The sequence below is a fragment of the Echinicola vietnamensis DSM 17526 genome, assembly GCF_000325705.1.
GTDB lineage: Bacteria > Bacteroidota > Bacteroidia > Cytophagales > Cyclobacteriaceae > Echinicola > Echinicola vietnamensis.
In genome coordinates this window covers 10,986-24,356 of sequence record NC_019904.1, presented here as the reverse complement: position 1 = coordinate 24,356, position 13,371 = coordinate 10,986, and the positions used below count along the sequence as shown (strand labels likewise).

General features: G+C 43.7%; 11 protein-coding genes and 1 pseudogene. 9 read left to right on the top strand and 3 right to left on the bottom strand.

Annotated elements, in window-relative coordinates:
• Positions 1-96: 96 nt before the first annotated feature.
• The 7 genes and pseudogenes from ECHVI_RS23190 to ECHVI_RS00095 all read left to right on the top strand — a co-directional run.
• Positions 97-258: pseudogene (locus tag ECHVI_RS23190) on the top strand (JAB domain-containing protein); the annotation flags it as partial.
• Positions 259-264: 6 nt separating this feature from the next.
• A complete protein-coding gene (locus ECHVI_RS00120; RefSeq protein WP_015263896.1) occupies positions 265-882 on the top strand; it encodes a DUF1684 domain-containing protein in 618 nt (205 codons plus the stop codon).
• Between the two features lie 63 nt (positions 883-945).
• A complete protein-coding gene (gene pheT / locus ECHVI_RS00115; protein WP_015263895.1) occupies positions 946-3,357 on the top strand; it encodes a phenylalanine--tRNA ligase subunit beta in 2,412 nt (803 codons plus the stop codon).
• Positions 3,358-3,361: 4 nt separating this feature from the next.
• Positions 3,362-3,646, top strand: coding sequence for a hypothetical protein (locus tag ECHVI_RS00110; RefSeq protein ID WP_015263894.1), 285 nt, complete (start codon positions 3,362-3,364; stop codon positions 3,644-3,646).
• A 2-nt stretch (positions 3,647-3,648) separates the two neighbouring features.
• Positions 3,649-3,933 (top strand): cell division protein ZapA, encoded by a 285-nt coding sequence (locus ECHVI_RS00105; RefSeq protein WP_015263893.1) that lies wholly within the window; start codon positions 3,649-3,651, stop codon positions 3,931-3,933.
• 71 nt (positions 3,934-4,004) lie between these two features.
• Positions 4,005-5,564 carry a ribonuclease Y gene (gene rny / locus ECHVI_RS00100; protein WP_015263892.1) on the top strand — a complete coding sequence of 520 codons (1,560 nt, stop codon included), beginning with the start codon at positions 4,005-4,007 and terminating at the stop codon, positions 5,562-5,564.
• 351 nt (positions 5,565-5,915) lie between these two features.
• Positions 5,916-6,581: a hypothetical protein gene (locus ECHVI_RS00095; RefSeq protein WP_015263891.1), complete on the top strand. Its 666-nt coding sequence runs from the start codon at positions 5,916-5,918 to the stop codon at positions 6,579-6,581.
• 65 nt (positions 6,582-6,646) lie between these two features.
• Here the strand turns inward: ECHVI_RS00095 and ECHVI_RS00090 are convergent, their stop codons facing one another.
• Both ECHVI_RS00090 and ECHVI_RS00085 read right to left on the bottom strand, forming a co-directional pair.
• The gene (locus ECHVI_RS00090) at positions 6,647-7,318 is read right to left on the bottom strand and encodes a YiaD family glycine zipper/OmpA-like lipoprotein (protein WP_015263890.1); all 672 of its coding nucleotides are present in this window, start codon (positions 7,316-7,318) and stop codon (positions 6,647-6,649) included.
• A gap of 11 nt (positions 7,319-7,329) precedes the next feature.
• Positions 7,330-8,097, bottom strand: a complete 768-nt coding sequence (locus ECHVI_RS00085) for a hypothetical protein (protein WP_015263889.1) — start codon at positions 8,095-8,097, stop codon at positions 7,330-7,332.
• A 114-nt stretch (positions 8,098-8,211) separates the two neighbouring features.
• On the opposite strand from ECHVI_RS00085, the gene ECHVI_RS00080 reads away from it, so the two are divergent.
• Positions 8,212-8,820 (top strand): 2OG-Fe(II) oxygenase, encoded by a 609-nt coding sequence (locus ECHVI_RS00080; RefSeq protein WP_015263888.1) that lies wholly within the window; start codon positions 8,212-8,214, stop codon positions 8,818-8,820.
• A 102-nt stretch (positions 8,821-8,922) separates the two neighbouring features.
• Here the strand turns inward: ECHVI_RS00080 and sucD are convergent, their stop codons facing one another.
• Positions 8,923-9,804, bottom strand: a complete 882-nt coding sequence (gene sucD, locus ECHVI_RS00075) for a succinate--CoA ligase subunit alpha (protein WP_015263887.1) — start codon at positions 9,802-9,804, stop codon at positions 8,923-8,925.
• Between the two features lie 122 nt (positions 9,805-9,926).
• Between sucD and ECHVI_RS00070 the strand changes: the two genes are divergently transcribed.
• Positions 9,927-13,364 (top strand): sensor histidine kinase, encoded by a 3,438-nt coding sequence (locus ECHVI_RS00070; RefSeq protein WP_015263886.1) that lies wholly within the window; start codon positions 9,927-9,929, stop codon positions 13,362-13,364.
• Positions 13,365-13,371 lie beyond the last annotated feature (7 nt).

Here is a 13,371-nt window from a genome sequence, read left to right as displayed (position 1 = left end):
ACTCTTGTTAACTATCAAAAAATCAAATGTTTACACCCAGCGCTTTACATAATCATATACTTCACATAATGGGCTTTATGTAAAGCTTTACATAAAGCCCATAATCATCCTTCTGGTACCTGCAAACCTTCAGGGCCGGATGAGAGATTGACCAAGACTTTGGTCGAATTGGGAAAGAAATTGGAGTTGCCGATCATAGATCATTTAATTTTCACAGATGTTGGTTATTTTAGCTTCGCAGATGAATCAATGATCTAAAATTAAATGAAACAACAGCAGATATTATGGGGCGTAGTGGGGTTAGTCGTTTTGATTTCAGTAGGTTATATGTTTTTTGGCGGTCAAGACAGTGGAGATTACCGCCAGGAAATTCTGGACGAGCGAGAGCGACAGTATAAATTTTTAAGGTATAACGAAGAATCTCCCCTGACGGATGCGCAAAAATTGGCCTTTGATTCCTTAATTTGTTTTCCTGTGGACGAGAAATACAAAGTCCGCGCGCGGATGGTGCCCCTCCAGCAAAAACAGTTCTTGGAAATTCCCATGACTGACGGGTCGATGGAGACGTACCTGAAGCACAGCTATGTGGATTTTGAGCTGGGCGGAAAGTCATGCCGGCTGCTGCTTTTACAAGCGGCGGATGAACCTGATAAAAAGAATTTTTTTCTGCCCTTTGCTGATCAGACCAGCGGTGAACTTACCTATGGAGGGGGAAGGTACCTGAATCTTCGACAGGACGGGATAAACAGTGTTACGATTGATTTCAACTTGGCTTACAATCCCTATTGTGCTTATAACCCGGATTTTGCTTGTCCGATTCCACCGCGAGAGAATATTTTAGATGTTCCAATCAAAGCAGGGGAGAAAAATTACTTGAAATAAGCTTTCAGCCATTGGCAATTATCTTAAATTTGCTCTTTAATTTAGAGAAATCATTCCGAATACATGAAAATTTCTGTCAATAGATTAAAAGACTATATACCATTTGAAGAAAGCACGGAGAAGATTGCCGAACTTCTGACTCAGTCCGGATTGGAAGTGGAGGGAGTAGAGCATTTTGAATCCATCGCCGGTGGGTTGCGGGGCGTGGTGATCGGAGAGGTGCTTACCTGTGAAGCCCACCCCAATGCGGATCGACTGAAAAAGACCACTGTGGATGTGGGAGGTGAAGTGGTTCCGATCGTCTGTGGGGCGCCGAATGTCACGCAAGGCCAAAAAGTGGTGGTTGCCACTGTGGGGGCTGAGCTGGGGACTCCCGAAGGAGAGACCTTTGCCATCAAAAAGGCAAAAATCCGTGGAGAAGTTTCCCAAGGGATGATCTGTGCCGAGGATGAACTGGGCCTCGGTCAAAGTCATGACGGCATCATGGTGCTGGATACGGACTTGCCAAACGGGACTCCTGCCGGGGATTACTTTCGCGTAACCACAACCGATGTGGTGGAGATTGGCCTGACGCCAAACCGAGCTGATGCTGCCTCCCATTTGGGAGTGGCCCGAGACTTGAAGGCCTTGCTTCGTCGGGAACTGACATTGCCTGACGTAAGTGAGTTTAAGGTGGATAACGGTTCGAGACCTGTGAACGTACAGGTCGAGGATGCCAAGGATTGCCCACGGTATGCAGGATTGACCATTTCCAATATCAAGGTAGCCCCTTCACCCGAATGGCTTCAAAGTTACCTGAAGGCATTGGGCTTGGAGCCCATCAACAATGTGGTGGATATTACCAATTTCATTTTACATGATCTTGGCCAGCCGCTGCATGCCTTTGATTTGGACAAGGTCGCCAATGATACGATAATCGTCAAAAAACTACCCAAAGGAACTTCTTTTACCACCTTGGATGAGAAGGAGCGAAAACTGACTGGAGAAGAATTGATGATTTGCGATGAAAAAGGAGGATTGTGTATTGCCGGTGTTTTTGGAGGGCAGGATTCTGGCGTAAATGACGGGACTACTTCCATTTTCTTGGAAAGTGCCTATTTTTCTCCCGATGTCATCAGGAGAGGGAGTCTGGTGCATGGGTTAAAGACCGATGCCTCTTTCCGTTTCGAAAGAGGAACTGACCCTAATATGCCTGTTCTTGCACTGAAGAAAGCCGCTTTGCTCATCAAGGAGATTGCAGGAGGGGAGATTACTTCTGAGGTGGTGGATTGTTATCCCAATCCTATTGCCGATATGGAGGTGAACGTAAAGTATGCTCATGTCGATCGCTTGATCGGGAAGCATATCCCCAAAGAAACCGTTCACGACATCTTGGAGAGCCTGGAGATCAAGGTGAGCGAACCCAATGAAGAAGGGTTTACGGCGATTGTCAAGCCTTACCGCGTGGATGTGACACGCGAGGCGGATATTATCGAAGAGATTCTTCGGATCTATGGTTTTGAAAATGTCGCGCTGTCGGACACCTATCAGTCGGGATATTTGGCCGAGCATCCGGCCACGGATACCAACAAATTGCAATATAGGGTTTCGGAATTGCTTACGGGCATGGGGTATTATGAGATCATGACCAACTCCCTGACCAAGCCAAGTTATGCCAGCAAATCAGGTTTTCTTAAGGAAGAAGAGAATGTGGAGATCTACAACAAGCTCAGTGAAGACCTTGGGGTGATGAGGCAAAGTTTGCTGTTTACGGGACTGGAAGTATTGGCCCATAACATCAACAGACGTCAAACTGACCTTAAGTTCTTCGAGTTTGGCACAGCGTATTTCAAGGAGCCAGAAGGATACCGGGAAGAGAAGCACCTTTCCATTTTCTTGACCGGTAACAAGGCGGCAGAGAGCTGGCTGGAGCCTTCTAAAAAAGTGAGCTTTCCGGATCTCTATACGGTAGTGGAGCGTTTATTGGATAAGCTCAACGTGCGTATGCCGGAGGTGGAGATCATCCATGAAGCCCCCTATGATTATGCGCTTAAGCTTAAAATGGGCGAAAAGGAAATAGGTAAAGTAGGGCTATTGTCATCGAAAATCACCAACTTGGCAGAAGTTAAGCAAGAAGTGCTTTTTGCAACGCTTCGCTGGGATTACCTGTTGAAGAAAGCCAGCGGACTGAAGCAATATGAGGAAATTTCCAAATTCCCCGAAGTGCGCAGGGATTTGTCATTGGTGATCGACGAATCGGTAACCTTCGATGCAGTCCGAAAAGTAGCCGAAAAAGCAGGTGGCAAGCTTTTGAAGCATATTGGAGTGTTTGATGTTTACCAAGGAGATAAAATCGATGCAGGTAAAAAAGCCTATGCACTGAGTTTTTACCTTCAGGATAATACCAAGACACTTACGGAAAAGATCATCGATCAGTCCATGAACAGGTTGATGAAATCATTCGAAAAAGAAATCGGGGCGTTGATTAGAAAATGATAAGATGATTCACGAAGAACTCCAACATCTGCAGCAACTGACCAACAAGGTGACCAGAAAGCTTGAACAACTGGAGTTGGACAAGCAGGCCCTGGAGGAGCAAGTAGGGCTCTTGCAGCAGGAACTGCAGGAAAAGGAGGCTTCATTGGACCATTTTAAAAATCAAATTAAAATTAGTAAAATTGTAAACAACATACCGGTAGAGAACATAGCGTCTGCTGAATTACGGAATAGAATAGATAATTATATAAAAGAGATCGATAAGATCATTACCCACCTGTCTGAATAGTTATGGATACGCTTTCGATAAGAATCAAAATAGGCGATAGGGAATACCCTATGAAAGTGAAGGCAGAGGATGAGGCGAAAATCAGGCGTGCGGGTAAATTGATTAATGATAAATTAAAGAGATATAGAGAAGAATTTGGTTTAGATGACAGGCAGGACCTGTTGGCGATGGTGGCCTTTGACTGCATGGTAGAAGCCATGGAGGTCAATGAGGTGAATACAGAAGACAGTGAACAAATCACGGCTACACTATCAAAAATCAATGACCAATTGAAATCCGTATTGTAATTATTTTATTCTTCGTGCTCCAGACGAGGTTTTTTAACTACCGGTAGGTCTTTTATTAACCTAAAATACCTATGGTAATATACACAATAATTGCAGGCATTGTCGGCCTGGCATTAGGGGCAATAGTAGTTGGTTTTTTTCTGAAGAAAAACAACCAGAAACTGGAACAAGAAGCGCAAGAAAAAGCGAAGAGCATCGTCAGGGAAGCTGAACTGACTGCCGAATCCCTCAAAAAAGATCGGATGCTGGAAGCAAAGGAGAAATACCTGAAGCTGAAGGCGGATTTTGAAGAGGAGGTGAACAAGAAGAAAAACATCCTGATTACCAATGAAGGTAAACTCAAGCAGCGCGAGCAGATTCTCTCCAAAGAGATGGAGCAGATCAAACGAAAGGAAGCCGAACTTGACAGCAAGAAGGAAAACCTAAGTGCGCAACTTCATGCCGTTCAGGTCAAGAAGGATGAGTTGGATCGGGTGACTAACCAACGGATTGCTGACCTGGAAAAAGTGGCGTTGCTGACGAAGGAAGAAGCACGTGATCAGCTGGTGGTCATGCTCAAGGACGAAGCGCATACCAAGGCATCCTCACAGATCAAGGATATTCTTGACCAAGCCAAACTCTCCGCTACCAAGCAGGCGAAAAAGATCGTTTTGGACACGATCCAGCGTACGGCAACGGAGCACGCCATCGAAAACTGTGTTTCTATCTTTAACATCGAAAGTGATGACATCAAAGGTAAAATCATCGGTAGAGAAGGACGTAACATCCGGGCCTTGGAATCAGCCACTGGCGTAGAGATCGTAGTGGACGATACGCCAGAGGCCATTATCATTTCAGGCTTTGATCCGGTGCGAAGAGAGATCGCACGATTGTCCTTGCACAGGCTGGTTCAGGATGGGCGGATTCACCCTGCCCGAATCGAGGAAGTGGTTGCCAAGACGGAGAAAAATATCGAAGAAGAAATCGTGGAGATCGGCGAAAGAACCTGCATCGATCTTGGTGTGCACGGCCTTCATCCAGAATTGATCAGGATGGTGGGCAGGATGCGTTTCAGGTCTTCCTATGGACAAAACCTCCTGCAACACTCCAGAGAAGTGGCAAAACTATGTGCCACCATGGCGGCGGAAATGGGCCTAAATGCCAAGCTGGCCAAGAGGGCTGGACTGCTGCATGATATCGGAAAAGTCTATCCAGAAGAAGCGGAACTTCCCCATGCCATTTTGGGTATGGAGCTGGCCAAAAAGTATAAGGAGCATCCAGAAGTATGCAATGCCATCGGTGCCCACCACGATGAGATAGAAATGACTTCCATGATCTCACCGATCGTCCAAGCCTCTGATGCGATTTCCGGCTCCCGACCTGGAGCGAGAAGGGAAATCATGGACAGCTATATCAAGCGATTGAAGGACCTAGAGGACTTGGCGCTGAGCTTTGATGGCGTCAACAAGTGCTTTGCCATGCAGGCTGGGCGTGAATTGAGGGTCTTAGTGGATGCTGAGCATGTGGATGATACTACTGCAGGAAAACTGTCTTTTGATATCTCCCAGAAGATCGAAAAGGAGATGCAGTATCCTGGACAGATCAAGGTGACCGTGATCAGAGAAATGCGCGCGGTCAATTACGCCAAATAAAGCAAAAATCTCCTGATCAGTACGACAGGAAGCCTATAACCGTGATTTACGTAGGAGTGTTAAATATACTCCCATGTGAATCACGGTTTTTTTTGTTTTGATAAGGGTAAATAGCTGCAAGCAGTCTGAAAATGTAAATAATTTACTTATTTTTGGCTGTAAATGATTTTTTAAGCAGTAAATAGTTAATAATGGAATTATATTTATAAAATATATTTTTTTATTTAAATATTAAAATATACTGTTTTTAGAGTATTGTTTAATACTGCAACTTGTTTTAATATTACTATTTGAAAGTCGGTGAGGATACCGAAGAATGTATTTTACAATCAAAATCAATCAAATTTAATTATGAAGAAACTATCTACTTTACTGACATTGTTTGTATTGACCGCTTCCGTGGCCTTGGCTTTTGATAAAAAAGTCAAGATATCTGCTAGCGAACCAGACGCCAATATTTATGTGGACGGACAGCTGGCCGGTACTGGAAGTGTGGAATTGAAAATAGAGAAACGTACGTGCATCAATGTGCGGGTTGAGAAAGTTGGGTTTGTCGTGGAGGAACGTACCTTGTGTGACCAGAAGAACCAGCCCAAGCCCAATAAGCGGGAATATATCAAATTGGCGGTAGATGAGGCCTATACCGCTTCTTCCAGCTCAGATATCGCTAATGTGGACATCAGCCTCAAGCCGTCAAAAGATGAGTTGGAAGCTTGGCAATTGGTGTCTCGAATAGTAACCTCTTATTTTGATGTGATCGAAACGACTGATCGTGAGACAGGGTACCTGAGAACTGCTTGGGTGGCACAGAACTTTAATGGTTCCGTGGTGAGGTCTAGGTGTATTGTGAAGCTTGGCAATACCAGTCCGCTGGAATATAAGGTGAAGCTGGTCAGTGAATATGTAAATGCTCCTGGGGTTTCGGTTAAGACAGATGAAGCGTTTCGGGAATGGGATCGTATTTTGAGAAAATATGAAGGTTTGATACCAGAGATGCAGTCCAGAGTGGGACGTTGATTTAATTAAAAAAACCATCCGATACAGCGGATGGTTTTTTTTAGTCTTAAGAAATGTGAAAGAACTTACATGTTATCAAGTTCTCCATTTTCTGCTTTTTCCACCAATTCTTCATTGGCTGTAATGGCTACTTCGACACGCCTGTTTTCGGCTCTTCCTGCGTCAGTGTCATTGGATGCCACAGGAGCGGTTTCGCCGTGTCCCACGGTTGTCAGCCGGGAACTGTCAATACCCTGCATTTTAAGGTAGTTGGCAACGGAACTGGCCCGTCTTTCGGAAAGCTTTTGGTTGTACTCTTCGCTGCCTTTGCTGTCCGTGTGGCCGTCGATCATGATGTTAGTGTCAGGATATTCGTTAAGGATCCTGGCCATTTCCATGACATTTTCTTGGGCTTGGGGAGTGAGTTCATAGGAATCAAACCCAAAAAGAATACCGGAATCGAAAGTGACTTGGATACCTTCTCCTACGCGCTCTACTTCAGCATTTTCGATTTCCTCCATTTCTTTGGCTTGTTTGTCCATGTACTTGCCAATGGCTGCGCCCGCAGCACCCCCTACGGCTGCTCCTATGACTGCACCAGCGGCGGTGTTGCCTTTATTGTTTCCAATAAGTCCTCCCAATGCTCCACCGGCACCAGCGCCAATGGCGGCACCTTTTCCAGTATTACTCCAATTTGCGCAACCAAACAATACCGTTGCACTCAATACGATTGCCAGTACTGATTTTAAAGTTTTCATTGTAAAAGTTTTTATAGTTGATTTAATTTTTCAAATCCCTCATGAATTTTTGAAATTGCATCAAACGATTCGTCGAGGTTATTAACCCCTTTGCCAAATTTGTGCCAAAAACCGTCTCCACAATCAATATATTGTCCACGTTTTTTGGGAGTGCTATCGCTGGCTACTTCGTAGTCATAGTCTGGTAGGTAAATGTAAGAAAGCAGTTGTCGGCTGTCATCCCAGTTCCATTCCTTAATTTGACCGTTTCTTTCTAATATTACCTTTCGTACCGAAAACTTTACAGTTAGTGTATATTCATCCACTGTTTCTTTGGTGATGGACTTGTATCGGACAGTCAGTGGAGCTTCTTTTTTGTTGACCTCATAGATGGCTTGGATAAATTCCTGGGCCAGCATGTGCCACTCTTCTTGGTTGGTAGGAATGCTTCTGGAAATCTTTCCATGGATGTCTTTGGCAAAGACCTTGACTCCGCCATTTTCATCCAGTTCGCGCTTGTTTGACCACTTGGTCTGGGCATAGAGTGACTTGAAAGGTTGTTCCCAAGCAGTAGGTACTTCTCCAATAAAATTATAATCATCATCCAAGGTGAATCCTTCTGCAAAGATTTCCTCCTCCATCAGCTCTTCCCTGTCCGTGTAATGGATGGTAAACTGCGTATTGATAAAGCCTTTTTCAAAGCTGATTTTCAGTTTGAAGACATGACTGAACGGAGGAGGGATCATTCCCGAGTCAAAATCAATTTCAATTCGCTTTATGTCATCAGATTTAAGTAGCATGCTTTGTTTTCTTTGGGATTTCCTGTTGGGTGATAAAATAGTAACGGTTTTCCATGCAAAATTATGGTTTTCTTGAGATTAATTCACCTACATTTGTGGCTAAAAACTATTCGCATGGAAAATGGAGCGATAGCGAAGGCCCTTTATGATAAGGGCTGGTGCGTGATTGAGCATTTTATCTCTGATGAGTTTAGGCTGGAATTATTGCAAGAGCAACAGGAGATTCTCGCACATGGACAGTTTAGGCATGCCGGTATAGGCAAAGGAGAAGGTTTTACGATTAGGCCTGAAATCCGAAGCGATAAGGTTAGCTGGATGGATCATCGGTTGCTGACGCCTTTGCAGTCCAAGTATTGGGAAATGATGGAAGCATTGCGCGTGGCCATTAACCAACGGTGCTTTTTAGGATTGAGATCATATGAGGCCCATTTTGCGATGTATCCTCCCGGCTCTTTTTACCTTCGTCACCTGGATCAGTTTCAAAGTGTCAAGTACCGCGTGGTCACGGCCATTTTATATTTAAATGATGAGTGGTCGGAAGATGATGGAGGGGCGTTACGGATGTATATCCCGGGAGATAACGGAGAAGAAACAAGCATGGACATCCATCCTTATGGAGGCCAACTGGTGGTTTTTTTAAGTGGTGAAATTCCCCACGAAGTTTTAGAGACCCATAAAGAGCGAATCAGTATCACCGGTTGGTTTAGGGATGTCGAATATTAGTGGATATGTGTCGGCCGGTGTTGTTGGAAGCGTTATACTTGGGCAATAAAAAAAGGCGCCTATCTGGATAGACGCCTTTCCGACCTTTTTTTGAAAAGGTATTTATGCGTTTACATTCAGTGCTTTTGCCATCACTTCTCCGATTTCGGCTGGTGATTCGGCTACGTGAATGCCATTTTCTTTCATGATTCTCATTTTTGCTTCAGCAGTATCGTCCGCCCCACCAATGATGGCGCCTGCGTGGCCCATTCTTCGGCCGGGAGGTGCTGTTTGTCCAGCAATAAAGCCCACGACAGGTTTTTTGTTGCCGTCAGCGTTTATCCATCTCGCAGCTTCAGCTTCATAGTTACCGCCGATTTCACCGATCATTACGATGGCATCGGTTTCGCTGTCTTCCATTAGGAGCTGTACTGCATCCTTGGTAGAGGTACCGATGATCGGGTCCCCCCCGATACCAATTGCAGTAGAAACGCCCAATCCTGCTTTGGCAATTTGGTCAGCGGCTTCATAAGTCAAGGTGCCAGACTTGGATACGATGCCTACTCGACCTTTTTTAAAGACAAAACCTGGCATGATCCCTACCTTGGCTTCTCCTGGGGTGATAACGCCTGGGCAGTTAGGGCCGATGAGTGTGGCTCCTCTTTCCTGAATATAAGGCTTGGCTACCATCATGTCTTTTACAGGGATACCTTCGGTAATAGCGATGATCACTTTAATGCCGGCATCAGCAGCTTCCATGATCGCGTCAGCAGCAAAGGCAGGTGGTACAAAAATAATGGAAGTATCTGCTTCAGTGGCTTTGACAGCTTCCGCTACGGAGTTGAATACAGGTTTTCCAAGATGGGTAGAACCGCCTTTGCCGGGAGTTACACCTCCTACGACCTTGGTGCCGTATTCGATCATCTGTTGCGCGTGGAATGAACCTTCGGATCCTGTGAAGCCCTGAACGATTACTTTAGAATCTTTATTTACTAAAACACTCATGATGCGATTTTTAAAGTTTGGATACAAAAATAAAAGATTAAGGGCTAGTACAAAAAGAAAAAAGAAACAATGTCAAATTTAATTTACCTAAAACAATTCTTTTTCTAACTTAGAACCGAACTATGCCTAGAATTATCATAATCCTGTACATTCTATTTTTGCTGAAAGGAACACTGATGGCCCAATCCTTTCAGATGAACAAGCAAATCAAAGGGGTGGACTTGCCTTCTCAGATTGTTTCTACTATTGATCAAGATAAAGATGGAAGGATTTGGTTTACTACTGCCAAAGGTGTCTTTTATTCAGATGGCATCAGCACATATGGATTGCCAGAGGAGTTGAGTGATAATCTAAATGGCTCGGAGGGAGTAGAGGTAGATGATGATGGACAAGTGTGGGTGTATGCAAAAAAAGGAAAGCCAAGGATATATAAGTTGATAGAGAATGATTGGGATGAATATCCAATAGAGGATTCCGTTAAGTCGATTTTGGAAAGTAGTAAAATGAAACTATATGTTTCAGGGGGCAAGGAAAATAAGCTGTTAGTGTTGTCTGGACCAGAAGTCTTTGCCAGTTCTTTGGAAGCGTCGGGGAATTGGACCGCCTATAGCTACGATGAGGAGGAATGGGGGGGGCTAAAATCAGTATTTTGCTGTACTGCCGATAGTGTTCTTTTTCTCTTTGGAAAGAGAACAGTGCGTTTATCCAAAGGCAAGTTTATTCCATTTGTATTTCACAATGCCGATTTGCCCGGCCCCGTATGGATGGTGAGATATAGTCAATTTGACGATAAGTTTTATTTTCTGGGGGATGACTATCTGGCTATGGGGAATAGTTTATTTGAGATTGAGAATGTGTTAGACCAAGGTTTTTCTCGAATAAATTACCAGTTTAGTCAGAAATTTGGACTACAAACCAAACAGGGAGGTGTCTATTATTTTTTTAATTCCCAGCTGTATAAATATAATCTTGATAATGGAAAGATAATCGAAATCTCCACATATGATGCTCTGAAATCCTTCTATATTACAACCAGTTTTGTTGATCGTGAAAATATTATCTGGATCGGTACCGAGCGTGGTGTGGTCAACCTACCGACTTTAAGATTCCAAAATTATAGTAAATGGGAAGGCCTGATGGAGCATGAGGTTTCAGCGGTACTGACCTTAGGTGCCGAGGAGATTCTATATGGGTTTAATAATGGTATACAGCATTGGAAAAATGGTGAATTAATATTTGAATCCAAATCTGCAGGACAAGAAGGAGAGCCCAAAAACCGAATCACCACTTTTCATGTGGATCAAAAGGGTGTTGTTTGGATGTCTTCAGCGATGAAGGGATTGGGTAGATATGACCCTGCTAGTCGGAGTTTAAGTTATGTTCAAGCCCCAGATAGATCCTTTGTAATGCATGCCATTCCAAAAGGAGATAGCCTCATAATTGTGTCAAAAACACATATTTATTTAAGTTCCATACATCAGAGAGGGAGTGACCATTTCAAAAATGAGATTACCCAATATCTTTTTGATGAGCTTTTAGGGATGTCCATTAATGAGGTTAGAAAAGTGGAGTTTACAAGTGAGGGGAGGATGGTTATTATGGCCGGAGGATGGAAAGACCTTCAAGATAAGGTCTTTAATAATGATGAGGTGTTAGCATTTTCGGGATATGATTGGATTAGGTATAAAGAAGGGTATTTGTTGGCTACGTATGATGGCTTAAAATATTATGATGGCGATAGGATTGTCCCTTATACCCTTAACGGTCAAAAGGTAGACCGGCCTGTGTACGCCGTGATAGCAGATGGAAAAGGAAATATATGGGCCGGGACGGATGAAGGTGTTGCGATTATTGGGAATGGGATCATTCGTTACTTTAATGAACATAATGGCTTGGTGGGAAATGAGGTGAACAGGGGAGCCTTTACAATGGATGAACAGGGAAGGGTGCATATCGGTACCCAAAATGGCCTGTCGGTGTTTATTCCGGAAGAAGATGATGAGATTTTTGTCGAACCGCAGGTAGATGTGACATCGCTGAAGGTTTTAGGAGTGGATGATTCTAGGAAGATCTCCTATGATAAAATTCCTTACGAACTAAATAATGTGGAGTTTGAGTTCAGTGCTATCAGTTTTCTGCAGTCGGCTAATTTCACAGTGAGTTATATGCTGGAAGGATTTCATGATGATTGGCAGCATGTACAGAATCCACGGACCAACAAGCTTTATTTTAATAACCTCCCCCCTGGGGACTATCAGCTGAAGGTAAAGGCCAGTTTGGGTGGTCAGTTTTCCTCTGGCATCGCCAGCTCTGAGCGCTTTTCCATTATCAAGCCTACCTACTTACAATCATGGTTTATCGGGGCATTGATCTTGTTTTTGTTGATGTTGGGGTTTGGGCTTAATGTTCTGATCACTCAATTTAAAGAGCAAGGGGTTCTCCAAAAAAGCATCGCTGAAAAGAACCAAGAGATTAAGACAGCAGAAGATCAGTTTAAGAATGTTTGGGAAAGCTCGCAGGATGGTTTTATGCTACTTAACTTAAAAGGGGATGTTCTGGCCGTGAATCCGTCAATGATTAAATTGGCCGGTATGGAGGAATACCGCCAATTCACAGGAAGACATATTAAAGAATTTTTCAAGAAGCCAGATTATTATTTCGAGCACAAGGATTTGATTTTAAGTCTTCTGTCCAAAAGTGAAAGTGGGTCAATGGAGGCGTATATGCCCTTTCACAGTGGGTATAAAAATATAGAACTTTTTGTGACCAAGGTCAATCCCGAGAAAAATGACGATGTCGTATTAATGGTTTTTCGGGACGTTACCGATAAGAAAGTCTATGAGGAAGGTCTGAAAGAGGCGAAAGAACGGGCCGAGGAGGCAAATCGGATTAAGACAAACTTCCTTTCCAATATGAGCCATGAAATCAGGACGCCCTTAAACGGTATTTTAGGTAGTACCGAGAACATCATCATCCAAAACAAGGACAACCATCTTCTGGTAGGACAGCTTGAAATCATCATGGAGAGCGGGGAGCGGCTTTTGAATACGATCAATAGTATCTTGAGTATGGCCAAGATCGAAGCCAATAAAATGGAAGTGGATTACGAAGAAACCAATATCAATGATTTTCTTTCCCATCTGCTGATCCCTTTAAAGACCTTGGCGATGAAGAAAAACCTCCTACTGACTGCCCGATTTGCTACCAAGCCATTCGTGGCAAGGGTGGACAAGCGGTATTTTGAAATGATCGTTAACAATATAGTGGGCAATGCCATCAAATATTCCGATGAAGGACTGATCAAGGTATTGCTCAAGCAGGTGGATGATAAAATACATTTTGAGGTAAAGGACAGTGGTATTGGCATGAGTGAGGAATTTGTTCAAAAGCTGTACGCCCCATTTGAGCAGGAAAGCGTCGGTTATGATCGCCAATTTGAAGGGACAGGATTGGGACTGTCCATTACCAAGAATCTGGTGGAGATCCTTAATGGAACCATTGAAATAAAGAGTAAGAAAAATGCAGGAACTACCGTATTGGTGATTCTTCCTGTCAATTAAAATATGC